The sequence below is a fragment of the Pseudomonas sp. 008 genome (assembly GCF_016861935.1).
In the GTDB taxonomy this organism is placed as follows: domain Bacteria; phylum Pseudomonadota; class Gammaproteobacteria; order Pseudomonadales; family Pseudomonadaceae; genus Aquipseudomonas.
The window spans coordinates 38,840-64,415 of the sequence record NZ_BOMA01000008.1; the positions used below are offsets into that span (position 1 = coordinate 38,840).

At 58.9% G+C, this 25,576-nt stretch carries 22 protein-coding genes and 1 tRNA gene; 18 read left to right on the forward strand and 5 right to left on the reverse strand.

Annotated elements, in window-relative coordinates:
* The first annotated feature begins 1 nt into the window (after window position 1).
* The 7 genes from apaG (at window position 2) to JUI81_RS17540 (ending at window position 8,173) form a co-directional block, all read left to right on the forward strand.
* Window positions 2-382, forward strand: a complete 381-nt coding sequence (apaG, locus tag JUI81_RS17510) for a Co2+/Mg2+ efflux protein ApaG (protein WP_019580734.1) — start codon at window positions 2-4, stop codon at window positions 380-382.
* Window positions 382-1,263, forward strand: a complete 882-nt coding sequence (locus JUI81_RS17515) for a symmetrical bis(5'-nucleosyl)-tetraphosphatase (RefSeq protein WP_019580733.1) — start codon at window positions 382-384, stop codon at window positions 1,261-1,263. The genes apaG and JUI81_RS17515 overlap by 1 nt, the downstream gene beginning before the upstream one ends.
* 33 nt (window positions 1,264-1,296) lie before the next feature.
* A complete protein-coding gene (gene glpE, locus JUI81_RS17520) occupies window positions 1,297-1,626 on the forward strand; it encodes a thiosulfate sulfurtransferase GlpE (protein ID WP_018928848.1) in 330 nt (109 codons plus the stop codon).
* A gap of 296 nt (window positions 1,627-1,922) precedes the next feature.
* Entirely contained in the window at window positions 1,923-3,845 is a 1,923-nt protein-coding gene (locus JUI81_RS17525) for a PrkA family serine protein kinase (RefSeq protein WP_007904259.1), read from the forward strand.
* 204 nt (window positions 3,846-4,049) lie between these two features.
* Complete coding sequence (locus tag JUI81_RS17530; protein WP_018928847.1) at window positions 4,050-5,321, forward strand: YeaH/YhbH family protein; 1,272 nt, start codon at window positions 4,050-4,052, stop codon at window positions 5,319-5,321.
* Window positions 5,318-6,880 (forward strand): SpoVR family protein, encoded by a 1,563-nt coding sequence (locus JUI81_RS17535; protein WP_018928846.1) that lies wholly within the window; start codon window positions 5,318-5,320, stop codon window positions 6,878-6,880. Before JUI81_RS17530 ends, JUI81_RS17535 begins: the two co-directional genes overlap by 4 nt.
* A gap of 63 nt (window positions 6,881-6,943) precedes the next feature.
* Window positions 6,944-8,173, forward strand: a complete 1,230-nt coding sequence (locus tag JUI81_RS17540) for a multifunctional CCA addition/repair protein (protein WP_204124738.1) — start codon at window positions 6,944-6,946, stop codon at window positions 8,171-8,173.
* A gap of 101 nt (window positions 8,174-8,274) precedes the next feature.
* On the opposite strand, the gene folK is transcribed toward JUI81_RS17540, so the two are convergent.
* Both folK and folB read right to left on the reverse strand, forming a co-directional pair.
* Window positions 8,275-8,793, reverse strand: a complete 519-nt coding sequence (gene folK / locus JUI81_RS17545; RefSeq protein WP_204124739.1) for a 2-amino-4-hydroxy-6-hydroxymethyldihydropteridine diphosphokinase — start codon at window positions 8,791-8,793, stop codon at window positions 8,275-8,277.
* Window positions 8,784-9,137 carry a dihydroneopterin aldolase gene (gene folB / locus JUI81_RS17550; RefSeq protein ID WP_019580730.1) on the reverse strand — a complete coding sequence of 118 codons (354 nt, stop codon included), beginning with the start codon at window positions 9,135-9,137 and terminating at the stop codon, window positions 8,784-8,786. The genes folK and folB overlap by 10 nt, the downstream gene beginning before the upstream one ends.
* Window positions 9,138-9,211: 74 nt before the next feature.
* Between folB and plsY the strand changes: the two genes are divergently transcribed.
* Window positions 9,212-9,781 carry a glycerol-3-phosphate 1-O-acyltransferase PlsY gene (gene plsY, locus JUI81_RS17555; protein WP_018928842.1) on the forward strand — a complete coding sequence of 190 codons (570 nt, stop codon included), beginning with the start codon at window positions 9,212-9,214 and terminating at the stop codon, window positions 9,779-9,781.
* A gap of 23 nt (window positions 9,782-9,804) precedes the next feature.
* Here the strand turns inward: plsY and tsaD are convergent, their stop codons facing one another.
* Complete coding sequence (gene tsaD, locus JUI81_RS17560) at window positions 9,805-10,830, reverse strand: tRNA (adenosine(37)-N6)-threonylcarbamoyltransferase complex transferase subunit TsaD (RefSeq protein WP_204124740.1); 1,026 nt, start codon at window positions 10,828-10,830, stop codon at window positions 9,805-9,807.
* A 199-nt stretch (window positions 10,831-11,029) separates the two neighbouring features.
* Here tsaD and rpsU point away from each other — a divergent pair, with 199 nt between their 5' ends.
* The 7 genes from rpsU to JUI81_RS17595 all read left to right on the forward strand — a co-directional run bounded on the left by rpsU (window position 11,030) and on the right by JUI81_RS17595 (window position 20,841).
* Window positions 11,030-11,245 (forward strand): 30S ribosomal protein S21, encoded by a 216-nt coding sequence (gene rpsU / locus JUI81_RS17565; protein ID WP_002551877.1) that lies wholly within the window; start codon window positions 11,030-11,032, stop codon window positions 11,243-11,245.
* Window positions 11,246-11,728: 483 nt separating this feature from the next.
* Entirely contained in the window at window positions 11,729-13,696 is a 1,968-nt protein-coding gene (gene dnaG / locus JUI81_RS17570; RefSeq protein WP_204124741.1) for a DNA primase, read from the forward strand.
* A gap of 67 nt (window positions 13,697-13,763) precedes the next feature.
* Entirely contained in the window at window positions 13,764-15,611 is a 1,848-nt protein-coding gene (gene rpoD, locus JUI81_RS17575) for an RNA polymerase sigma factor RpoD (protein ID WP_007936542.1), read from the forward strand.
* A 123-nt stretch (window positions 15,612-15,734) separates the two neighbouring features.
* Window positions 15,735-19,481 (forward strand): bifunctional diguanylate cyclase/phosphodiesterase, encoded by a 3,747-nt coding sequence (locus JUI81_RS17580; protein ID WP_028940274.1) that lies wholly within the window; start codon window positions 15,735-15,737, stop codon window positions 19,479-19,481.
* A 15-nt stretch (window positions 19,482-19,496) separates the two neighbouring features.
* Window positions 19,497-19,573 (forward strand) — tRNA-Ile (locus tag JUI81_RS17585).
* A 514-nt stretch (window positions 19,574-20,087) separates the two neighbouring features.
* Complete coding sequence (locus JUI81_RS17590) at window positions 20,088-20,588, forward strand: hypothetical protein (protein ID WP_019580724.1); 501 nt, start codon at window positions 20,088-20,090, stop codon at window positions 20,586-20,588.
* Between the two features lie 10 nt (window positions 20,589-20,598).
* Entirely contained in the window at window positions 20,599-20,841 is a 243-nt protein-coding gene (locus JUI81_RS17595; protein WP_018928836.1) for a hypothetical protein, read from the forward strand.
* Between the two features lie 291 nt (window positions 20,842-21,132).
* On the opposite strand, the gene JUI81_RS17600 is transcribed toward JUI81_RS17595, so the two are convergent.
* Both JUI81_RS17600 and JUI81_RS17605 read right to left on the reverse strand, forming a co-directional pair.
* Window positions 21,133-21,297 (reverse strand): hypothetical protein, encoded by a 165-nt coding sequence (locus JUI81_RS17600; RefSeq protein ID WP_168206189.1) that lies wholly within the window; start codon window positions 21,295-21,297, stop codon window positions 21,133-21,135.
* A gap of 238 nt (window positions 21,298-21,535) precedes the next feature.
* On the reverse strand, window positions 21,536-22,180 hold the full coding sequence (locus JUI81_RS17605) for a peptidase M41 (protein ID WP_204124742.1): 645 nt from the start codon (window positions 22,178-22,180) through the stop codon (window positions 21,536-21,538).
* Window positions 22,181-22,317: 137 nt separating this feature from the next.
* Here JUI81_RS17605 and JUI81_RS17610 point away from each other — a divergent pair, with 137 nt between their 5' ends.
* From JUI81_RS17610 to JUI81_RS17620, 3 genes are all read left to right on the forward strand, one after another.
* On the forward strand, window positions 22,318-22,779 hold the full coding sequence (locus JUI81_RS17610) for an Lrp/AsnC family transcriptional regulator (protein ID WP_007980298.1): 462 nt from the start codon (window positions 22,318-22,320) through the stop codon (window positions 22,777-22,779).
* Between the two features lie 217 nt (window positions 22,780-22,996).
* Window positions 22,997-24,679 (forward strand): NAD(P)/FAD-dependent oxidoreductase, encoded by a 1,683-nt coding sequence (locus JUI81_RS17615; protein WP_018928833.1) that lies wholly within the window; start codon window positions 22,997-22,999, stop codon window positions 24,677-24,679.
* Between the two features lie 12 nt (window positions 24,680-24,691).
* Window positions 24,692-25,486, forward strand: coding sequence for a carbon-nitrogen hydrolase family protein (locus JUI81_RS17620; protein ID WP_204124743.1), 795 nt, complete (start codon window positions 24,692-24,694; stop codon window positions 25,484-25,486).
* Window positions 25,487-25,576: the final 90 nt, after the last annotated feature.

A 25,576-nucleotide genomic window follows, 5' to 3' on the forward strand; every position in this document is an offset into this window, starting at 1 on the left:
CATGTCCGATCCTCGTTATCAGGTCGACGTCAGCGTCGTCACCCGCTATCTGGCAGAACAATCGCAACCCGAGCAAAACCGCTTTGCCTTCGCCTACACCATCACCGTGCAAAACAATGGCCTGCTACCCGCCAGACTGCTTTCACGGCATTGGGTCATCACCGACGGTGACGGCCATGTCGAGGAGGTTCGCGGTGCGGGCGTCGTCGGCCAGCAGCCGTTGATCGAGGTTGGCCAGAGCCACACTTACAGCAGCGGCACCGTCATGACCTCCAAGGTCGGCACGATGCAGGGCACCTACCAGATGCTCGCCGAAGACGGTAAGCACTTCGACGCCATCATCGCGCCGTTCCGTCTGGCGGTCCCTGGGGCGTTGCACTGATGGCGACGTATGCCGTCGGTGATGTGCAAGGTTGCCTTGAACCGCTCAAATGCCTGCTCGAGCAAGTGGCCTTCGACCCTGCCCGAGATCGCCTGTGGCTGGTGGGTGATCTCGTCAACCGTGGCCCACAGTCGCTGGAAACCCTGCGCTTCCTCTATGGCATCCGCGAGTCGCTGGTATGCGTACTCGGCAACCATGACCTGCACTTGCTGGCCGTCGGGCAAAACATCGAGCGCCTGAAGAAAGCCGATACCTTGCGTGAGATCCTCGAAGCACCCGATCGCGCGGACCTGCTGGAGTGGGTTCGCCAGCAAAAGCTCATGCACTACGATGAACAACGTGATATCGCCCTGGTCCATGCCGGTATCCCGCCGCAATGGTCGCTGCGCAAAGCCTTGAAGTGCGCCGCCGAAGTCGAAGAAGCCCTGCACGATGACAACCGCTTCGCGCCTTACCTTGACGGCATGTACGGCAACGAGCCGGTGAAATGGAATAGCGATCTCAAAGGCGCCGCCCGCCTGCGAGTCATCACCAACTATTTCACCCGGATGCGTTTTTGCACCAGCGACGGCAAACTCGACCTCAAGGGCAAGGAAGGCATCGACACCGCACCGCCGGGCTATGCGCCGTGGTTCGCGCACAAGGAGCGTAAAACCAAAGGCCTGAAGATCATCTTCGGCCATTGGGCGGCGCTCGAAGGCCAGTGCAACGAACCGGGGCTGTTTGCACTCGACAGCGGTTGCGTCTGGGGTGGCGCCATGACCCTGATGAATGTCGACACCTTCGAGCGCCTGCAATGCAAATGCGACGCCCATGGCCACCTTCGACCGGCAGTCGCCACCTCTATTCCCGAACAAACGTCAGCCAGCGCCCCGCGCTAGACTGCGCTTTCAGCCGAGCCACAGGAGCCCGCCATGAGCGAATTCAAACGTATCCCCCCAGAACAGGCCCAGGCCCTGCGCGAACAAGGCGCGGTGGTGGTCGATGTCCGCGACCCGGCAACATTTGCCGCGCTGCACATCACCGGCTCGAAGCATCTGGATAACCACTCTCTGCATGCTTTCATCCAGGGCGCCGATCTGGATGCGCCGACGGTAGTGGTCTGCTATCACGGAAATTCCAGCCAGGGCGCAGCTGCTTATCTGATCAGCCAGGGCTTTTCCGACGTCTACAGCATGGACGGCGGTTTTGAGCTGTGGCGTACGACCTATCCTTCGGAAACGGCGCAAGGCACTTCCGAATAATTATTTTGTAATGCGCAAGCCCCGGCCCCCGTGGGCTCGCGCGATTACAGACGAACGGTCTGCCACAACTAATTACGTATCTTGCCTTTACCTCCCAAATTCCCAACTATCCTTAAGCGCAGGCCATCCAAAACAGGGGAGAGCCGGTACACCGGCGCACGGGTCATCGGGAGTAGCTTTCGGAGTAGTCAGCTCCGGAAGAGTTCTGGGGGGTAAACAGCAACTGCCTGTTCGGTTGCTGCCAGCATCGACTGAGTGATCCGGCGTCGGCTCCACGTATCGAGCGAGGTGACGTCATGAGTATCTTTAGCCACTTCCAACAACGCTTCGAGTCCACGCGCCAGGAAGAACTCTCGCTGCAAGAGTATCTGGAACTGTGCAAAAAGGACCGCAGCGCCTACGTTTCCGCGGCCGAGCGTCTCTTGCTGGCCATCGGCGAACCGGAACTGCTCGACACCTCAACCAACTCGAGGCTGTCGCGCATATTTTCCAACAAGGTGATCCGCCGCTATCCGGCCTTTGAAGACTTCCACGGGATGGAAGAATGCATCGACCAGATCGTGTCGTATTTCCGCCATGCCGCTCAGGGTCTGGAAGAAAAGAAACAGATCCTCTACCTGCTGGGCCCAGTCGGTGGCGGTAAGTCATCTTTGGCCGAAAAGCTCAAACAGCTGATCGAGAAAGTGCCCTTTTACGCAATCAAGGGCTCGCCGGTTTTCGAGTCGCCCCTGGGTCTGTTCAACGCCACTGAAGATGGCGCGATCCTCGAGGAAGACTTCGGCATTCCCCGGCGCTACCTCAACACCATCATGTCGCCGTGGGCCACCAAGCGCCTGGCCGAATTCGGCGGCGACATCAGCCAGTTCCGCGTGGTGAAACTCTATCCGTCGATCCTCAACCAGATTGCAGTTGCGAAAACCGAGCCGGGCGATGAAAACAACCAGGACATCTCGGCACTGGTGGGCAAGGTCGATATTCGCAAACTGGAAGAGTTCCCGCAGAACGACGCCGATGCCTACAGCTATTCGGGCGCGCTGTGCCGGGCCAACCAGGGCCTGATGGAATTCGTCGAAATGTTCAAGGCACCGATCAAGGTGCTGCACCCATTGCTGACGGCCACTCAGGAAGGCAACTACAACAGCACCGAAGGCTTGGGGGCAATTCCGTTCACCGGGATTCTGCTGGCCCACTCCAACGAATCGGAATGGCACACCTTCCGCAACAACAAGAACAACGAAGCCTTCATCGACCGGATCTATATCGTCAAAGTGCCGTACTGCCTGCGCGTCAGCGACGAGGTGAAGATCTACGACAAGCTGTTGTTCAACAGTTCGCTGGCCAAGGCCCATTGCGCGCCCGACACGCTGAAAATGCTAGCTCAGTTCACCGTGCTCTCGCGCCTTAAAGAGCCGGAAAACTCCAACATCTACTCCAAGATGCGCGTGTATGACGGCGAAAACCTCAAGGACACCGATCCGAAGGCCAAGTCGATCCAGGAATACCGCGATGCAGCAGGTGTCGACGAAGGCATGAACGGTCTGTCGACCCGCTTCGCCTTCAAGATCCTGTCGAAGGTCTTCAACTTCGATCCGCACGAAATCGCCGCCAACCCGGTGCATCTGCTCTACGTGCTGGAACAGCAGATCGAACAGGAACAATTCCAGGCCGAGACACGCGAACGCTATCTGCGCTTCCTGAAAGAGTACCTGGCGCCGCGTTACATCGAGTTCATCGGCAAGGAGATCCAGACTGCCTACCTCGAGTCTTACAGCGAGTACGGCCAGAACATCTTCGATCGCTACGTGCTGTACGCCGACTTCTGGATTCAGGATCAGGAATACCGCGACCCGGAAACCGGCGAGATCCTCAACCGCGTAGCCCTGAACGAGGAACTGGAGAAAATCGAGAAACCGGCCGGCATCAGCAATCCGAAGGATTTCCGCAACGAAATCGTCAACTTCGTACTGCGCGCCCGTGCCAACAACAACGGCAAGAACCCAACCTGGCTCAGCTACGAAAAACTGCGGGTGGTCATCGAGAAGAAAATGTTCTCCAACACCGAGGACCTTCTGCCGGTCATCAGCTTCAACGCCAAGGCCAGCAAAGAGGACCAGCAGAAGCACAACGACTTCGTCACACGGATGGTCGAGCGGGGCTACACCGACAAACAGGTACGACTGCTGTCCGAGTGGTACTTGCGGGTCAGAAAATCACAGTAACCCGCTGCCGGCCAGACCGGTTGTCGTTAGCCAGAGGCCTGTGTACGCTTTTTCTGTTACACAGACCTCTGGGAGGTGTTCGAAAGTCGGTAACGAGGGTTCAGGCAGCATCCAGAAGCGCTTGGGGGAGCGTGAACATCCCTCGGCACAGGTCGATGCTGCGTAACCGCTCGCCCCTTTCAGGACAGCTTCTAAGGAGCAGTCATGAGCTATGTGATCGACCGACGTCTCAATGGCAAGAACAAGAGCACGGTAAACCGTCAGCGGTTTCTGCGGCGCTACCGTGATCACATCAAAAAGGCCGTCGAAGAGGCGGTAGGCCGGCGTTCCATTACCGATATGGAACACGGCGAGCAAATCAGCATTCCCGGCCGCGACATCGACGAGCCGGTGCTTCACCATGGCCGGGGCGGCAAGCAGACCATCGTGCACCCGGGCAACAAGGAGTTCACCAGCGGCGAGCACATTGCCCGTCCGCCCGGAGGTGGCGGCGGCAGAGGCCCCGGCAAGGCCGGTAACTCGGGTGAAGGGATGGACGAGTTCGTCTTCCAGATCACCCAGGAAGAATTCCTCGAATTCATGTTCGAGGACCTTGAACTGCCTAACCTGGTCAAACGTCACCTGACCGGCACCGACACCTTCAAGACCGTACGCGCGGGCATCAGCAACGAGGGCAACCCGTCACGGATCAACATCATCCGTACGCTGCGTTCGGCCCATGCCCGGCGAATCGCCCTGTCCGGCAGCAGCCGGGCAAAACTGCGCGAAGTCAAAGAGGAGCTCGCCCGGCTTAGACGGGAGGAGCCGGACAACTTCGGCGACATCCAGGAACTCGAAGCGGAAATCGAGAAACTCAGTGCGCGCATTCACCGAGTGCCATTTCTCGACACCTTTGACCTCAAGTACAACCTGTTGATCAAACAGCCGAACCCGAGCTCCAAAGCAGTGATGTTCTGCCTGATGGACGTGTCCGGCTCCATGACCCAGGCGACCAAAGACATCGCCAAGCGCTTCTTCATCCTGCTGTACCTGTTCCTCAAGCGGAACTACGACAAAATCGACGTCGTGTTCATCCGCCACCACACCAGTGCCCGCGAAGTGGATGAGGAGGAGTTTTTCTACTCCCGGGAAACCGGCGGCACCATCGTCTCCAGCGCCCTTAAACTGATGCAGGAGATCATGGCCGAGCGTTATCCGAGCAATGAGTGGAATATCTATGCCGCCCAGGCGTCCGACGGCGATAACTGGAACGACGACTCGCCGATCTGCCGCGACATTCTGATCAATCAGATCATGCCGTTCGTGCAGTACTACACTTATGTAGAGATTACCCCGCGCGAACACCAGGCCCTGTGGTTCGAGTACGAACGCATCGCCGAAGCCTTCTCTGACACTTTTGCCCAGCAGCAACTGGTCTCGGCCGGGGACATCTATCCGGTCTTCCGTGAACTCTTCCAGCGCAGGTTAGTGACATGACCGCCAAAGAGCAAAAGCGCCAACCCATTTCCACCGGCTCTGAATGGACGTTCGAGCTGATCCAGGCCTACGACCGCGAAATCAGTCGTCTCGCGGCCCGCTATGCGCTCGATACCTACCCCAACCAGATCGAAGTGATCACTGCCGAACAGATGATGGACGCCTACGCCTCAGTGGGCATGCCCCTGGGTTATCACCATTGGTCCTATGGCAAACACTTCCTAAGTACCGAAAAATCCTACAGCCGCGGCCAGATGGGGCTGGCCTACGAGATTGTGATCAACTCGGACCCTTGCATCGCCTATCTGATGGAAGAAAACACCATCTGCATGCAGGCCCTGGTGGTGGCTCACGCCTGCTATGGCCATAACAGCTTCTTCAAGGGTAATTACCTGTTTCGCACCTGGACCGACGCCAGCTCGATCATCGATTACCTGGTGTTCGCCAAGCAGTACATCATGCAGTGCGAAGAACGCCACGGTATCGACGCGGTAGAGGACTTGCTCGATTCCTGCCATGCGCTGATGAATTACGGGGTCGACCGTTACAAACGCCCTTATCCGATTTCCGCCGAAGAAGAACGCCGTCGGCAGAAGGATCGGGAAGAACATCTGCAAAAGCAGATCAACGATTTGTGGCGGACCATTCCAAAAGGCGCGGACAAATTCAGCGACAAGGACAACGCACGCTTCCCCGCCGAGCCTCAGGAAAACATCCTGTATTTCATCGAAAAACACGCCCCGCTGCTGGAGCCATGGCAACGTGAAATCGTGCGGATCGTGCGCAAGATCGCCCAGTATTTTTATCCACAGCGCCAGACACAGGTAATGAACGAAGGCTGGGCCACCTTCTGGCACTACACCTTGATGAACGACTTGTATGACGAAGGCCTGGTCACCGATGGCTTCATGATGGAGTTCCTGACGTCCCATACCAGCGTGGTGTTCCAGCCGGGCTTCGACAGCCCCTACTACAGCGGAATCAACCCCTACACCCTCGGTTTTGCCATGTATCGCGATATCCGGCGGATATGCGAACAGCCTACCGAAGAGGACTACCGCTGGTTCCCGGAAATCGCCGGCACAGACTGGTTGTCCAGCATCAAATTCGCCATGAGCAGCTTCAAGGACGAGAGCTTCATCCTGCAGTACCTGTCACCCAAGGTGATCCGCGACCTGAAGCTGTTCAGCATCCTCGATGACGACCAGAAGGATGATCTGCTGGTTCCGGCGATCCACGACGAAGAGGGCTATCGAACCATCCGCGAAACCCTGGCGGCGCAATACAACCTCGGCAATCGCGAACCCAACATCCAGATCTACAGCATCGACCGGCGCGGGGACCGCTCGCTGACCTTGCGTCACCAGCAGCACGACCGCAAGCCGCTCGGCGATTCCACCGAGGAAGTGCTCAAGCACCTGCACCGGCTCTGGGGCTTCGACATTCACCTGGAAACCCTGCAAGGGGATCAGGTGGTGAAAACCCACCATGTTCCACCCAGAAGCGAACACGGCGAGGGGGACTACGGCCGGTTAGACTTGGCTGTCATTCATCTTTGATCCTGTTTCGGCCTCCGGAAGTTCGACGCAAAGGTTATTCTGTCGGGCTAACGGAGGTTTTTTATGCAGATTTATAAAGTCGGTGGTGCGGTACGCGATCGCCTGCTGGGCAGGCCTGTCACCGATATCGACTGGGTCGTGGTAGGCGCTACCACCGAAGAAATGCTCGCCAAGGGCTTTCGCCCGGTGGGTGCGGATTTTCCAGTGTTTCTTCACCCCAAAAGCGGTGAGGAATACGCCCTCGCCCGCACTGAGCGCAAAAGCGGACGCGGTTACGGCGGCTTCACCTTTCACGCCAGCCCCGAAGTCACGCTCGAAGAAGACCTGATTCGTCGTGACCTGACGATCAACGCCATGGCCGAAGACGATCAGCAGAACCTGACCGACCCCTACCATGGCCAGCGGGATCTCGAGGCTCGCCTGCTTCGTCATGTTTCCCCCGCGTTCGCCGAAGATCCGCTCCGCGTTCTGCGCGTTGCCCGCTTCGCCGCACGTTATGCAGGGCTGGGTTTCACCGTCGCCCCCGAGACACTGGCGCTGATGCGGCAACTCAGCGAATCGGGTGAACTGGAGGCACTGACCGCGGAACGCAGCTGGAAAGAAATCGCCCGCGCGCTGATGGAAGACCAACCCCAGGTGTTCATCCAGGTGCTGCGCGAGTGCGGTGCGCTCAAAGTGCTGATGCCGGAAGTCGATGCGCTGTTCGGTGTACCGCAACCCGAGGCCCACCACCCGGAAATCGACACAGGCGTGCATACCCTGAGCGTGCTGGAGCAAGCGGCACAGCACAAACAACCGCTGACCGTGCGCTGGGCCTGCCTGCTGCATGACTTGGGCAAAGGACTGACGCCCGAGGAGGAATGGCCTCGCCACATCGCCCACGAGCACAAAGGCCTGAAGCTGATCAAAGCGGTCAACGTGCGCTTCAAGGCACCGAAGGATTGTCAGGAATTGGCACTGCTGGTGGGCGAGTATCACACCCATGGCCATCGGGCTCTGGAGCTGAAACCGTCGACCTTGCTGGAGTTGCTGCAGAGCTTCGACGTCTATCGTCGACCTCAGCGCTTTGAGGAGTTTATTGCGGCGTGCGAGATGGACGCTCGAGGGCGCAAAGGCCTGGAACAGCAAAGTTATCCACAGGCGGATTATTTGCGCGGGGCGGCGACTGCAGCGCGAAGCGTGGCGGTTCAGCCGTTGCTGGAGAAGGGATTCAAGGGGCCGGAATTGGGCGAAGCGATCAAGCGCGAGCGGCTCAAGGCGCTGAAGGCTTACAAAGACGCGGCGTCAGCCTGAAAAGCTTCGCGGGCAAGCCTCGCTCCTACAGGTTGGTGCCGTTCATACAATCGACGTCAAACTTGTAGGAGCGAGGCTTGCCCGCGAAGGCGTCAGCAAGATCACAGCAGATTCAAGGGGGTCAACTGCTGGCCACGCCACTCAAAAGCCACCGGCGCCAACACCTGATCGATCCGCGCCTCGCTCCACAAGGTCGCAAAGCTTTTGCCTACACCCGGATGCACTCTGTCCGGCGCAATCAGCGACAACGGCCACAGCACGAAGGCGTTTTTCAGAATCTCAGCCCGCGGCAAGACCAACCCATCGAAATTGCCCACCAGATCGCCAAACAGCAGCACATCGATATCCAGCGGCAAGCCCTTGCGGTCCGGCGCGTAACGGCCGTTATCCGCTTCGATGAATTTCAGCCGTCGATCCAGCTCCATCAACGGTAGATCGGTATAGGCCGAGACCACAAAGTTGAAAAACGGCCCGCTCTTGATCCCCACCGGCTGGCTTTCGAACACCGCCGAGCAGCGCATATCCACCAGGAAACCCGCCAGGGCGTCCAGACCAGCCTGCAAATGGGATTCGCGCTCGATGTTGCTACCGAGCCCGAGGTACACCTGAGTCAGCGACATCCGCGCTCGATCTCCACACCAACGCCCTTGGCCGCCGGAACGGCACCTGGCTTGGTCAGCCTGAGGTGCATCCAGGTGATCTTGAATTCACTCATCAGCACTTGGGTCAGACGCTCGGCAAAGGTCTCGACCAGCTGGAACTGCGCCTGCTCGGCAAAAGCCTGGATGCGTGACGAAACGCTCGCGTAGTCAAGCGCCAGGGTCAGGTCATCACCAGCAGCGGCCGGACGATTGTCCCAGGCGAAACTCAGATCAAGTCGCAGACACTGTCGGATGCCTCGTTCCCAGTCGTAGGCACCAATCACGGTGTCGACTTCCAGGCCCTCGATAAACACTCTGTCCAAGCACTTCTCTCCGCTGCACGACAAGGGCGCAATGCGCCGTTAGAATCAGGGCGTCCTCGCCCGGAATAGTTAGCATGTTTTGGTCACTGGCGATTTTCGCCTACCTGCTCGGCTCTCTGTCCTTCGCCATTTTGCTCAGCCGCCTGACCGGTAACCCCGATCCGCGAATGAGTGGCTCGGGCAATGCCGGTGCCACCAATATGTTTCGTCTGGCCGGCAAAAAACTCGCCATCCTGACCTTGCTCGGCGACCTCTGCAAAGGCCTGCTGCCCGTGCTGGTCGCAGGTGCAATGGGCCTTTCACTGCAGGAACAGGCCTGGATCGGCGTCTTCGCCGTCATCGGTCACCTGTTTCCACTGTACTTCCGCTTTCGCGGCGGCAAGGGTGTCGCCACCGCGGCCGGCATGCTGCTGGGGCTCTATCCACCCGCTGCGCTGCTGGCGGTCTGTGCCTGGCTGTTGACGTTCTACCTGACCCGCACCAGCTCACTCGCCGCCCTGATTGCCACCCCCCTGACCCTGCCGCTGCTCGCCTGGCAAGAACCGGCGGCACTGCTGCCCATGAGCGCGCTCACGGGGCTGATCGTCTGGCGTCATCGCGGCAATCTACGCGACCTGTTTGCCGGGCGCGAACGGCATTTTTAAATACCGCACGTGAACGCCACTCATCACAGCGCCGACAACTGCTCCATCGGCCAACGCGCCTGCACGCTGATTGCCAGGCTTTCGTGCTGGCCGGCCCGCAAGCGCTGGCAGCCAGCAAACGCAATCATCGCACCGTTGTCGGTGCAGAACTCCGGACGGGCATAAAACACGTCGCCCTTCATGTCGCCGAGCATTTTTTCCAGTGAAGTGCGCAGCGCCTTGTTGGCGCTGACGCCGCCAGCGATCACCAGACGCTTCATGCCGGCCTGTTTCAGGGCACGCTTGCACTTGATGGTCAAAGTCTCCACCACGGCCTGCTGGAACGCCAGCGAGATGTCGCAACGGGCTTGCTCGCCGTCGTCCCCGGCGCTGACGCATTGCTGCCAGGTGTTCAAGGCGAAGGTTTTCAAACCGCTGAAGCTAAACGCCAGGCCCGGACGATCACACATCGGACGCGGAAAGACGAAACGTCCGTCAACGCCTTGCGCCGCCAGACGAGCGATCTCCGGACCACCCGGATAATTGAGGCCCATCATTTTTGCAGTTTTGTCGAACGCTTCGCCGGCGGCATCGTCGAGGGTCTCGCCCAAGAGCGTGTACTGACCGATCCCGTCGACCTGAACCAGCTGCGTATGACCGCCCGAGACCAACAAAGCGACGAACGGGAACTCCGGTGGCTGCGGTTCCAGCATCGGCGCCAGCAAGTGACCTTCCATGTGGTGCACGCCCAGCGCCGGGATACCCCAGGCAAAAGCCAGCGCCTGCGCGCAGGAAGCCCCTACCAGCAGGGCTCCGACCAGGCCGGGGCCGGCGGTATAAGCGATGGCGTCGATCTCGGTCGGCACGCAGTCGGCCTCCGCCAGCACCTGACGGATCAAGGGCAGCATGCGTTTGACGTGATCGCGCGAAGCCAGCTCCGGCACAACGCCGCCATAAGCGCGATGCAGGTCGATCTGACTGAACAGCGCATCGGCCAACAACCCGCGTTCACTGTCGTAAAGTGCGACACCGGTTTCGTCGCAAGAGGTTTCTAATCCCAGTACTAGCATGGGTTTGCGCCTTGTAGAGGCTGAATTCGAAGGCGCGCATAATAGTCGTCGCGTGATGCCCCGACCAGCGGTTTTCGATCAGAGGCTTTGCATTCCGAGCGATGAGGGGTTAACATCCGCAACCCTTAAAAACCGACGTCTTCAAGTGCTCTTTTGCCGCGAGGATGTTGACCCCGGTAATGAATGAAGGTAGCTCTGGATGCCAGCCGTCAAAGTTAAAGAGAACGAACCCTTCGACGTAGCTCTGCGTCGTTTCAAGCGCTCCTGCGAAAAAGCCGGTGTACTGGCTGAAGTTCGTAGCCGCGAATTTTACGAGAAGCCTACTTCTGAGCGTAAGCGCAAAGCAGCAGCCGCTGTTAAGCGTCACGCCAAGAAAGTACAGCGCGAACAGCGCCGCGCCGTTCGTCTGTACTAATACACAGACGATCGTAGCAAGCTTCTGCCAAGCCCGGCCCTCAGCCGGGCTAATGGCATTTGCGGACAACGCTTGATGCTTCACCGTCAAAGCCGCAGACGCGACCGAGACAAACCTGCTTCACAGCGTCAGACCTGGCTCTTTTGCCAGCGGTGCACGTCTTTTCTGACGAGCCTTTCAAGGCTACTGACGAGCACACCCACTGATTCCTCTCACGACGATCAGCCCAAGGCACCTTCTTGCGTGCCCGCTTATTGAGCTATCCGAGGCCATTGATTGGCCGTCGCCGGACTCAGCGAAACACTTTCGAATAGTCGAATGCTGATTGGTACTAACGTCAGTGGATTTTCGGCAGATACACTTCCCGACAGCGATTACGCAGACGACACCGGTCGAGCCGCACACCCTGCGCGCCTCAAACAATGACCTGCGTTCGGCCGCACTTCGTTTCGGGTCCATTTCAGCGCAGATGACGAGAACGCCATGGCCGGGCTAATTCCCCAGAGCTTCATTGACGACCTTCTGAACCGCACCGACATCGTCGATGTGGTCAGCTCGCGCCTGCAAATGAAAAAGGCCGGCAAGAACTACACCGCCTGCTGCCCGTTTCACAAAGAGAAAACCCCCTCCTTCAGCGTCAGCCCCGACAAACAGTTCTATTACTGCTTCGGTTGCGGCGCTGGCGGTAACGCCCTCGGCTTCATCATGGACCACGACAACCTGGACTTCCCCCAGGCAGTCGAAGAACTGGCCAAAGCCGCCGGCATGGAAATCCCCCGCGAAGAAAGCGGCCGACCGCACAAACCGCGACAGCCCACCGATTCGCCTCTGTATCCGCTGCTCACCGCTGCCGCCGATTTTTACCGCCAGGCCCTGAAAGGCCATCCGGCGCGCAAAGCGGCTGTGGATTACTTGAAAGGTCGTGGATTGACCGGCGAAATTGCTCGGGATTTCGGCCTCGGTTTCGCTCCGCCCGGCTGGGACAATCTGTTCAAGCATCTGAGCAGCGACACCCTGCAGCAAAAGGCCATGATCGATGCCGGCCTGCTGGTGGAGAACGCCGAAACCGGCAAGCGCTATGACCGCTTCCGCGATCGCGTGATGTTCCCGATCCGCGACAGTCGCGGGCGCATCATCGCCTTCGGCGGCCGGGTACTGGGCGATGACAAGCCGAAATACCTGAACTCACCGGAAACCCCGGTTTTCCATAAGGGCCAGGAACTCTATGGCCTGTACGAAGCGCGCAAAAACAACCGCAACCTCGACGAAATCATCGTCGTCGAAGGCTACATGGACGTCATCGCCCTCGCCCAGCAAGGCCTGCGCAATGCTGTGGCGACCCTGGGCACCGCCACCAGCGAAGAGCACTTGAAGCGACTGTTTCGCGTCGTGCCCAACGTGTTGTTCTGCTTTGACGGCGACCAGGCCGGCCGCAACGCTGCCTGGCGTGCACTGGAAGCGACGTTGCCGAGCCTGCAGGACGGACGGCGCGCACGCTTTCTATTCCTGCCCGAAGGCGAAGACCCGGACACTCTGGTCCGCTCCGAAGGCACTGACGCCTTCCGCGCGCGGATCAATCAGCATGCACAGCCATTGGCCGATTATTTTTTCCAACAGCTGACCGAGGAATCGGACCCGCGCTCGCTTGAAGGCAAGGCCCACATGGCTACCCTCGCCGCGCCACTGATCGACAAGGTTCCGGGCGCCAACCTACGCATTCTGATGCGCCAGCGCCTGACCGAAATTACCGGGCTCAGCGGCGAAGCCGTGAGTCAACTGGTGCAAAGCGCACCTCAGGAAGCACCACCGGCTTACGACCCGGGTATTGATTACGACGCCATGCCCGATTACAGCGACTACCATCAGCCGCAGGCACAAGAGATGTATGTGCCGCAGCAGGAGTGGACGCCGAAAAAACCCGGTGCGGGCGGCAAGAAATGGGACAAGAAACCGTGGGACAAGAACGGCAAACGTGGCGGCGATCGCGATCAACCACGCGCGCCACGAGTACCGGCTGCTGTAGAGCCACCCACCCTGGCCGCCTTGCGCACGTTGCTGCATCACCCGCAACTGGCCGAAAAAGTCGAGGATGCCGGGCACTTTGCGGCCGAAGACCACACTAACACGCAACTGCTGGTCGCCCTGCTCGAAGCCGTACAGAAGAATCCCAAGCTAAACTCATTTCAACTGATTGCGCGTTGGCACGGCACTGAACAGGGCCGACTGCTGAAAGCGCTGGCAGAAAAGGAATGGCTGATTGATGGAGATAACCTTGAACAACAGTTTTTCGACACCATTACTAGCTTGTCAGCCCGCCAACGCGAGCGAAATCTGGAACAACTTCTTCGAAAAGCGCGTCAAAGTGAGTTGAGTGCCGAAGAGAAAAATCAACTGCGCGACCTTTTAAGCCGCAATGTTTGCGCATCAAACCCGACCTCAACTGGCGCGTGAGGTCATAGCTCAGGTATAATCCTCGGCTTGTTTTTTGCCCGCCAAGACCTTCAGTGGATAGGGTGTTATGTCCGGAAAAGCGCAACAGCAGTCTCGTATCAAAGAGTTGATCACACTTGGTCGTGAGCAGGGCTACCTGACTTACGCGGAGGTCAACGACCACCTGCCGGAGGATATTTCAGATCCGGAACAGGTGGAAGACATCATCCGCATGATCAATGACATGGGGATCAACGTATTCGAGGTTGCGCCAGATAAGGATTCCCTTATGCTGGCCGACGCCGATACCGACGAAGCCGCGGCCGAAGAGGCAGCTGCAGCGTTGGCAGCGGTCGAGACCGACATTGGTCGCACCACCGACCCAGTGCGCATGTACATGCGTGAAATGGGTACGGTAGAGCTCCTCACACGTGAAGGCGAAATCGAAATCGCCAAGCGTATTGAAGAGGGCATCCGCGAAGTGATGGGCGCAATCGCGCACTTCCCTGGCACGGTTGACCATATTCTCTCCGAGTACACTCGCGTCACCACCGAAGGTGGCCGCCTGTCCGACGTCCTGAGCGGTTATATCGACCCGGACGACGGCATTGCGCCGCCTGCAGCCGAAGTGCCACCGCCTGTCGACCCGAAAGCCGTGAAAGCGGACGACGACACCGACGACGATGACGCCGAAGCAAGCGATGACGAAGAAGAAGCCGAAAGCGGTCCGGATCCGGTCATCGCCGCACAGCGTTTTGGCGCTGTCGCCGATCAGATGGAAATCACCCGCAAGGCGCTGAAAAAGCACGGTCGCTACAACAAGGCTGCGATTGCCGAGCTGTTGGCCCTGGCTGAGCTGTTCATGCCGATCAAACTGGTGCCGAAGCAATTCGAAGGCCTGGTCGAGCGTGTTCGCAGCGCCCTGGATCGTCTGCGTCAGCAAGAGCGCGCGATCATGCAATTGTGCGTTCGTGATGCCCGCATGCCGCGTGCCGACTTCCTGCGCCAGTTCCCGGGCAATGAAGTCGACGAAAGCTGGAGCGATGCACTGGCCAAAGGCAAAAGCAAATACGCTGAAGCCATTGGTCGCCTGCAACCGGACATCATTCGTTGCCAGCAGAAGCTGACCGCGCTGGAAACCGAAACCGGTTTGACGATCGCCGAGATCAAGGACATCAACCGTCGCATGTCGATAGGTGAGGCCAAGGCCCGCCGCGCGAAGAAAGAGATGGTCGAAGCGAACTTGCGTCTGGTGATCTCCATCGCCAAGAAGTACACCAACCGTGGCCTGCAGTTCCTCGATCTGATCCAGGAAGGCAACATTGGCTTGATGAAAGCGGTAGACAAGTTCGAATACCGCCGCGGCTACAAATTCTCGACTTATGCCACCTGGTGGATCCGTCAGGCGATCACTCGCTCGATCGCCGACCAGGCCCGCACCATCCGTATTCCGGTGCACATGATCGAGACGATCAACAAGCTCAACCGTATTTCCCGGCAGATGTTGCAGGAAATGGGTCGCGAACCGACCCCGGAAGAGCTGGGCGAACGCATGGAAATGCCTGAGGACAAGATCCGCAAGGTATTGAAGATCGCTAAAGAGCCGATCTCCATGGAAACCCCGATCGGTGATGACGAAGACTCCCATCTGGGTGACTTCATCGAAGACTCGACCATGCAGTCGCCAATCGATGTCGCCACCGTTGAGAGCCTTAAAGAAGCGACTCGCGAAGTCCTGTCCGGCCTCACTGCCCGTGAAGCCAAGGTTTTGCGCATGCGTTTCGGTATCGACATGAATACCGACCACACCCTCGAGGAGGTTGGTAAGCAGTTCGACGTGACCCGTGAACGGATTCGTCAGATCGAAGCCAAGGCGCTGCGCAAGCTGCGCCACCCGACGAGAAGCGAGCATTTGCGCTCCTTCCTCGACGAGTGATCACAGAACCCCCGGCCCAGGCCGGGGGTTTTGCTTTATGCAGATTAAATGCCCCGCACGTCCCACCCGCCGAATAGCCCGTCTACACTCGAAGCATTCCCCCAAAGCCATAACGAGACCGTTATGCCCAGATGGTCGACCGTGCTTTTTTTGCTGTCGCTGATGACCTGGACCGCAACGGCTGGCGCGCTGACTCTGACCGACGAAGAACGTAGCTGGCTGGCGGCTCACCCGGAATTGCGCCTGGGCGTCGATGCCTCCTGGCCGCCGTTTGAGTTTCGCGACGATCATGGGCGTTATCAGGGCCTGGCAGCGGACTATATCAACGTCATCCGGCAACGGCTGGCCATCAAACTCACGCCCATCGAACCGGTCAGCTGGACCGAAGTGCTGCAGCAGGCCAAACAAGGCAAGCTAGACATCTTGCCGGGCATCATGTCGACCCCCGAGCGCCAGACCTATCTGTCGTTCACCCGCCCCTACCTCGATTTTCCGATTGTCATTCTGGCCCACGTCGGAGGCCCCCAACCGCGCAAACTCAAAGATCTGTACGGACTGAAGATCGCCGTGGTGGAAAACTACGCCCCCCATGAACTGTTGCGCACCCAACATCCCGACCTGAATCTGGTGGCGATGCCCAATGTCAGTTCGGCATTGCAAGCGCTGGCTACTGACGAAGTGGACGCGGTCGTGGGCGATCTCGCCTCCAGTGTCTGGAGCCTGCGCCAGCTCAAGCTCGAAGGGCTCTACGTCAGCGGTGAGACGCCCTACCGCTATCAATTGGCGATGGCCGTCCCCCCGAACAATAAGCTGCTGGTCAGTATCCTGGACAAAGTCCTGGCAGACATGAGCCCGAGTGAAATCAGCGCCATCCAGGAACATTGGGTCGGTAACGTCTTGGATCATCGGACCTTCTGGTCCGACGTGCTGATTTACGGCCTGCCAGGACTATTGGCACTGATGATCGTGCTGGCCGTGGTGATCCGTATCAATCGCCGACTGAGTTCGGAAATTGCCCGCAGGGTCGACCTGGAACAGGAGCTGCGCAGCAGCGAATACCATTACCGTGGGCTGGTGGAGAGTCTTTCAGCCATCGCCTGGGAAGCGCAGATCAGCGATTACACCTACAGTTACGTGTCGCCCCACGCCCAGGACCTCCTCGGTTATCCCCTGTCCCATTGGCTGATTCCGGGCTTCTGGCGCAACATCATCCACCCCGCGGACCTCACCCGCGCCCAAGCCTTCTGCGACCGTGAAGTGGCGGCCGGGCGCGATCACAGCGTCGATTACCGGGTCATCACCGCTGACGGCCGCTGCCTGTGGGTCCGCGATATCGTCAGCCTGATCGAACACGGCCGTGAACCAGTCCTGCGCGGGCTGATGATCGACATCAGCGAAGCCAAGCGCACCGAGGAGGCACTGCGCCTGTCGGAACAGAAGTTCGCCTCGGTGTTCCAGCAATGCCCAGATATTCTGGTGATCGCACGGCTTTCCGATGGCTGCCTGCTGGAAGTCAACGAAGCGTTCGAGGAACAAATCGGCCTCAAGGCCGAAGACGTCATAGGCCAGACGGCCACCGACCTGAATATCTGGGGCGTTCCTGGCGTGGGACCGGGTTTGCTGCAGCGATTGCAGGCCGGCAGTATCCGCAACCTGGAGATGCCCTTTCGCCGCAACAATGGCCAGGTGTTTACCGGCCTGATCTCCGCCGAGCCTTTCGACCTCGACACGACCCCGGCCCTGGTGGTGGTCGTACGAGACATCAGTCAGCTCAAGGAAACCCAGCAACAGCTGCAAACCTCCGAAGAGAAATTCGCCAAGGCCTTCCACGCCTCCCCCGACGGCTTGCTGCTGTCCCGGCAGAGCGATGGCTTGCTGCTGGAGGTCAACGAAGGTTTCAGCCGTATTACCGGTTTCAACAGCGCAATGTCTGTGGATCGATCGGCCCTGGACCTGGGGATCTGGGTCAATCTCAACGAGCGCAAACAGATGCTCGAATTGCTGCACCGGGACGGGTTCGTCCGCGACTTCAGCTGCCACATCCGCCGCAAGGACGGGCAGATCCGGCTCTGCGAGGTTTCAAGCCGACCGTTGCCCATCGGCGATGAAGACTGCATGTTGACCATCGCCCGGGACATCACCGAGCGGCACCTGATGCAGGAGAAACTGCAGCAGGCCGCCACCGTGTTCGAAAGCACCGCCGAGGGTGTCTTGATCACGGATACCCAACAGCACATCAGCGCGGTCAATCGGGCCTTTACCGAAATCACCGGTTACAGCGAGACCGAAGCACTGGGCCACACCCCTCGCCTGCTCGCCTCGGGCCTGCACGACAGCGCCTTCTATGCGGCGATGTGGCATCAACTGACCGCCGAAGGTCATTGGCAGGGCGAGATTTCCAACCGGCGCAAGAATGGTGAGCTCTACCCAAGCTGGCTGACCATCAGCGCCGTGCGCAACCGGGACAAACTCATCACCCACTTTGTCGCGGTATTCGCGGACATTTCCAGCCTCAAGCACGCACAAGCCAAACTCGACTACCAGGCGCACCACGATCCGTTGACCGGCCTGCCAAATCGCACACTGTTCGAAAGCCGCCTGCTGACCGCGCTGAACAACCAGCAGGAAAACGGTGGCCAAGGCGCCGTGCTATTCTTGGACCTGGACCGTTTCAAACACATCAACGACAGCCTCGGCCACCCGGTCGGCGACCTGCTGCTCAAAGGCATCGCCGTGCGCCTCAAGGAGCAGTTGCGCGATATCGATACCGTGGCGCGGCTGGGTGGTGACGAATTCATCATCCTGCTCCCCGGCCTGCAACAGGCCAGCGATGCCGACAACATTGCCACCAAGCTGCTCAATTGCTTCAGCGCGCCTTTCCAGGCCGGTGAGCATGAGTTTTTCATAAGCGCCAGCATCGGCACCAGCCTGTATCCCAAGGACGGCTGCGACGTTGCCACGCTGGTCAAGAACGCCGACGCCGCAATGTATCGCTCCAAGGCCAAGGGCCGTAACCGGGTTGAAAGCTACACCCGCGACCTCACCGCCCAGGCCAGCGAACGCGTGGCACTGGAGCATGAACTGCGACGCGCCATCGAGCGCAATGAGCTGTTTTTGTACTACCAGCCCAAAATCAGCCTCAAGGATCACCGGCTGGTCGGCGCCGAAGCGCTGATTCGCTGGCATCACCCGACCTTCGGCGATGTGCCCCCCGAGCACTTCATTCCCCTGGCCGAAGAAAACGGCATGATCCTGCAAATCGGTGATTGGGTATTGGAGACCGCCTGCCAGCAGATGTACGAGTGGAATCAGGTCTATGAGTGCCTCGGCCCACTCTCGGTCAACCTCGCGGGCGCTCAATTACGCCAGCCGAACCTGCTCGGCCGGATCGAGCAATTGCTCAAGGACAACCGCCTCAAACCCGATTTTCTGCAACTGGAAATTACCGAAAACTTCATCATGAGCCAGGCCGAGGAAGCACTAGCGGTCCTGCACCAACTCAAACGCCTGGGCGTGCAACTGGCAATCGACGACTTCGGCACCGGCTATTCGTCCCTGAGCTACCTCAAACGCCTGCCGCTGGACATCCTCAAAATCGACCAATCCTTCGTCCGCGGCTTGCCGGACGACCCGCACGACGCGGCGATTGTCCGCGCAATCATTGCCCTGGGCCGCAGCATGCAATTCACCGTCATCGCCGAAGGCGTCGAAACCCATGCCCAGCAACAATTCCTCACCACCGAAGGCTGCGAACAGATCCAGGGCTACATCGTCAGCCTGCCACTTTCCCCCGACGAATTCGCCGCGACGTTTCTTCGTATAGCCGTTTCAGACTTTTCGGATAGCACAGCCGAGAAACCATCGCTATAATCCGCGGCCTACTGAGGGCCTATAGCTCAGTTGGTTAGAGCAGAGGACTCATAATCCTTTGGTCCACGGTTCAAGTCCGTGTGGGCCCACCAACTCCAAAGCCGCGCATTGCGCGGCTTTCGCGTTTCTGGCTGGTCCACCACAGATACAGTCCCAGGGTCCAAGGGTACAATTTAGGTACAGTGCTGGTTCGCCAGCCGCCAAGGCGCTTCAAGGAGGTGCCTTGGCCTACAGGTCATCCTCTGGATTGCGCAACAGCCGCAACTCACCGCGTGCAACCTCATCCGGCACCGCGAAGGAGTACCGTCCCAGCATAGTGCCCAGCTCCAACGCAGCTGACATCTCCCGAGCACGATCATACTGATCGTAAGCCGAATCCAGGTCGAAGCTATTGTTCTCTTGCTTCAGGTCCCACAGCACACTTTCGGACGCCGAATGAGCCGTCGCTGTTGCCGCTGACCGAAAACGGACCTTGCGGGGGTGCGGTAGCTGGCGATGAGACCCGTGCAGACGTCAAATTCCCTGGGGGCCTCACATCAAAGACGGTTTGCATCTTAGTCACCGCTTGTAGAAAATCATCGTCTTTTTGCACGAATGGATACGCGCATGAAGTTCGAGAAGACCACGCAGTACAGGTCCGAGGAAGGGATCGTCTTCAATCTTTCTCAAATCACCCTCATGGAAAGCGACCGAGGTCGCCTGCGCGAGCTGCACTTTGGCGAAGCAAAACGCGCCCATTACCAAGTCAACAGCATAGTCGTCGATATGTACGACCGAATGCAGGCTCGAAACCTGCCATGCCTGCTGACAGTCTGCATTTCCAATCCCCTCACCCGGCAGCAGGCCGATGCTATCAGCACTATGCGCGGCAACGTCGCCAAGGGAATTGCTGCGGCCTCAGGTGGCGTTGCCGGGAAGGTAGGTGCGTTGGGCGGGCCGCTCATTGGCTGGGCTTCAGGTGCAGTCGTGACGACAGGTGTCAACTGGTACCTCAAAGGGGCCCTGCCGAACCTGCATGCAGGTGACGTGCTGGTCAGCATCGAGGGAGAGGTCCATGGCGGGATTGGCCCACAGCGCTCTGTCGTGACGCTGGTCATCAAGGTCTGAGGAACTGCACATGCCCTACATCATGCAAACTATCGTCCTTCTGGTGCTGGGCGCGATCCTCGTTCAGTTTCTGAAACCGTACCCGTTGCGCAAGTGGCTGGGTTTGACGCTGCTGGCAACGGGCTTGGTCAGCATCTTCAAGGTTGGTGAGCAGCAGGTGCTGGGCTTTGACCTGGAACTGCTAGCACTGCTGGCCGTGCCGCTGGGCGTGGTGCTTTTCCTGACGCGGCGGCGGTTCACGGAGGGGGACTGAAGCCCTGGCACGATTTCTCGGTGCCGTCTCTGACCCAAAATCATATGGGACAACAGTCGATCAACAGCGCGTTGATCGATGATCTTAGCGTTGGACCTTGCCGGCGGATTGGGGGTTACTTTGAACATACTGGTAACTCCTAACGTTGGTTAGATGCCGCCAAAATCACTGCTAAATGATCGGTGGCGGCTGTAACGCAGGCCAGGTGCAGTCGGATATGTGTAATGCCACATTGACCAGCCTTGCCAACTCTGCGGGCGCGGCCTAATTCTGATCCTAGACAGCACGGATCTAGCGCACATGAAAGGTCACCTGGGCCAGCGCGGCGCCGAGCCCGAACGGCAGTAGTATCGCTCGGGTCGCGGTGGGGGCCGGGCTACGCATGTCTTCAGCCAAAGCAGCCACGTCTCGGTGCAACTGTTCAATGCTGGCTTGAGTCGTGGGAGGTAAGGACATACAGCGTCTTCCTGTCGGGATCAGATCGCGCCTTGTGCGCGGCTCCGAGGCGGGTCGTGCGTCATTTTTCCTGCCTGTCGTCTAGGTTATATTTTGCGCGGACGGCGGGTTATCGGATGACGTCCGCCAAGGTTGTAGGCAAACTCCGAGAATTGCGTAATGGGCGCATTTGGGCACTTTGCCGCCTTGTTGGGCTTTTTTTCGACGGGATACTCTCCGGACGTCGCTGCCAATCAGCTTACGTCCAAACACCCAATGAAGGGATCGCCTGCACCGGCTGCAACCGCTCAAGCACTTCCCCCGTCAACACAACCTCATACGTATCCGCCGGCCGCCCCCACTGCTCCACAATGACCATGCGCTCTACCAGAAGCCCTGCCAGTCCAGTAATCGTCTCGGCCAATTCCTCTACGATTTCTTGAGTGCGCAACCACAAGCGATCATTAATTTCTGTCAGCTCAGCAATGATGCGATCAGACGACGCTGGATCCGTATCGGGATAGGCGATGTTTCGAAGCAAGTACCGCAACTCTCTTATTTTTGCGTGATCCTGTTCCGCTCCAAACTCTCCGTTCAGGATGGCTGCCGCTTTCGACTTATGGACGCGTTTCTCGGGCGAGTGCTTTGCAGGCAAGGTCTGCGCCATGGCGCCGGCGCAGAGGACCATTATGCGGGCTTCCAAATGTTCCTTCATGGCTTCGAGCGACGAAATGGACCGCGTCAAGGTAATGGAGGCCCCGCCATGATGCGTCAGGCCCATGGTCACTTTCAGGGTCACATCACCCGTTTCAAAACCCAGGGCTCGGGCTACGACGTAATGCCCCATTTCGTGATTGGCAATCTGCAATGCATAGTCGCGCAGAGCCGCAGGCATACCCTTCATTTCATCCCCTCGCTTCGCAGCTCCTGGTTACGCATTCGACTACGAGTGACAATTTGTGTCCATCCAATTAACCCGTTGAGGGCATGGACTGCCTGTAATATGCCAGCCCATTGCTCTGTACCGCTGGAGATGCCCCTTTGCCTGACACTCGCCCGCCCGTTCTCGACGAAATCGACCGCCAATTGATCGCCGCCTTGCAGATCAATGCCCGTGAAAGTGTGGCCATGCTTGCCCGACAACTGGGCATCGCCCGGACCACCGTTACTTCGCGCCTGGCCCGGTTGGAAAAGGCCAAGGTGATCACCGGTTACGGTGTGCGACTGGGTCAGCGTGTGGTGGATGGCGGATTGCAGGCTTACGTCGGGATTACGGTGCAACCGAGGTCTGGCAAGGAAGTGCTGCGACGACTTAGCGCCATGGCTCAGGTGCAGCAGCTGTGTGCGGTGAGTGGCGAGTTTGATTATGTGGCGTGGTTGCGCACCGATTCGCCGGAGCAGCTGGATCAGTTGCTGGATCAGATTGGCAGTGTGGATGGGGTGGAGAAGACGACGACTTCGATCATCCTGAGCAGCAAGATTGATCGGGGGCAGCCGGTTTGAGGCCTTCGGTGTCTGGTCGGGACTCTTCGCGGGCAAGTCGGATCGCTGCACTGCTCACACCTACAATATGTAGTGATACATCGTCATATTGATAAAACAATTAGCAAAACGACGACACATTGCGTCTTATTAACGTGTTCTACGCTCTCTAGAATGGCTGCCATCTTTTCCTATACTCAGACGCGCATCCTGCGTCGGGTCGCCAGCAAGGTCAGCCATGAACAAGAACAATCGCCATCCTGCAGACGGTAAAAAACCAGTCACTATTTTCGGCCCGGATTTTCCTTTCGCCTTCGACGACTGGATCGAGCACCCAGCCGGCCTGGGGAGCATTCCAGCGCACAATCACGGCGCCGAAGTGGCGATCGTCGGGGCTGGCATTGCCGGTCTGGTGGCCGCCTATGAACTGATGAAACTGGGCCTCAAACCGGTCGTCTACGAAGCCTCGAAAATGGGCGGTCGTCTACGCTCCCAAGCGTTCAATGGTGCCGAAGGCATCATCGCCGAGCTCGGCGGCATGCGCTTCCCGGTGTCGTCCACTGCGTTTTACCACTACGTCGACAAGCTCGGCCTCGAGACCAAGCCCTTCCCGAACCCGCTGACCCCCGCGTCTGGCAGCACAGTGATCGATCTGGAAGGCAAAACCCATTACGCACAGAAACTGGCGGATCTTCCCGCACTGTTCCAGGAAGTCGCTGACGCCTGGGCCGATGCCCTGGAAGACGGTTCGCGCTTCGGCGAGATCCAGCAGGCGATCCGCGATCGCGACGTGCCGCGCCTCAAGGAATTGTGGAACACCCTCGTGCCGTTGTGGGACGACCGCACGTTCTACGATTTCGTCGCCACCTCCAAAGCCTTCGCCAAGCTATCGTTCCATCACCGCGAAGTGTTCGGCCAGGTCGGTTTCGGCACCGGTGGCTGGGACTCGGACTTCCCCAACTCGATGCTGGAAATCTTCCGCGTAGTGATGACCAACTGCGACGATCACCAGCACCTGGTGGTCGGCGGCGTGGAACAAGTGCCGCAAGGCATCTGGCGCCATGTGCCGGAGCGTTGCGTGCACTGGCCTGAAGGCACCAGCCTCAGCTCGCTGCACAACGGCGCACCGCGTACCGGCGTGAAGAAAATTGCCCACGCGGCAGGCGGCCGTTTTGCGGTCACCGACAACTGGGGCGACACCCGCGAATACGCAGCGGTGCTGACCACTTGCCAGAGCTGGCTGCTGACCACCCAGATCGAATGCGACGAGAGCCTGTTCTCGCAAAAGATGTGGATGGCCCTGGACCGTACCCGCTACATGCAGTCGTCGAAAACTTTCGTGATGGTCGACCGCCCGTTCTGGAAGGACAAAGACCCGGAAACCGGCCGCGACCTGATGAGCATGACCCTCACTGATCGCCTGACCCGTGGCACGTACTTGTTCGATAACGGCGACGACAAGCCTGGGGTGATTTGCCTGTCGTACTCATGGATGAGCGACGCCCTGAAAATGCTTCCACAGCCAGTGGAAAAGCGCGTGAAGCTGGCGCTAGATGCGTTGAAGAAGATCTACCCGAAAGTCGACATCGCCGCGCGGATCATCGGCGATCCGATCACCGTGTCGTGGGAAGCCGACCCGCATTTCCTCGGGGCCTTCAAGGGCGCCCTGCCCGGTCACTACCGCTACAACCAGCGCATGTACGCGCACTTCATGCAGGACGACATGCCGCCCGAGCAACGCGGGATTTTCATCGCCGGCGATGACGTTTCATGGACACCGGCGTGGGTTGAAGGCGCGGTGCAGACCTCGCTCAACGCGGTGTGGGGCATCATGAAACACTTCGGCGGTGAAACTCACGCTGAAAACCCGGGTCCAGGAGATGTGTTCAACGAGATCGGTCCGATCGCCCTGCCCGAGTAAGAGGAATCCGAAATGCGCGTAGCCCTTTACCAATGTCCACCGCTGCCCCTGGATGTCGCAGGCAACCTGCAACGCCTGCATCAACTGGCGCTGGAGGCCAAGGGCGCGGATTTGCTGGTGGTGCCGGAGATGTTCCTGACCGGCTACAACATCGGCATAGACGCCGTCAGCGTGCTGGCGGAGGTGCACAACGGTGAATCGGCGCAGCAAATCGCGCGCATCGCCAAGGCAGCCGGGATCGCCATTCTGTATGGCTACCCCGAGCGTACCGAGGACGGGCAGATCTACAACGCCGTGCAGTTGATCGACGCCAATGGCGAGCGGCTGTGCAACTACCGCAAGACTCATCTGTTCGGTGACCTCGATCACTCGATGTTCAGCCCTGGGCCGGATGAGTTTCCGTTGGTTGAACTCAATGGCTGGAAGCTTGGCTTTTTGATCTGCTACGACCTGGAGTTCCCGGAAAACGCCCGGCGCCTGGCGTTAGCCGGTGCCGAGCTGATCCTGGTGCCGACGGCGAACATGATTCCCTACGATTTCATCGCCGACGTCACCGTCCGCGCCCGGGCCTTCGAAAACCAGTGTTATGTGGCTTACGCCAACTACTGTGGGAGCGAGGGCGAGATCCAGTATTGCGGCCAGAGCAGCATCGCCGCGCCGGATGGCAGCCGTATCGCCCAGGCCGGTCTTGATGAAGCACTGATTGTTGGTGAGCTGGATCGCCAGCTGATGGTTGATTCCCGCGCTGCCAATCGCTACTTCCTCGATCGCCGTCCCGAGCTTTACGGCGCGCTGAACAAGCGCTGATCCACTTAGGGGGCGTTCTCAATCAGTTTCCCCGGCGCAGTGTGGAAACTCATTGAGAACGCCCCCTAATCCGCTAGCATTAGCGCTTCT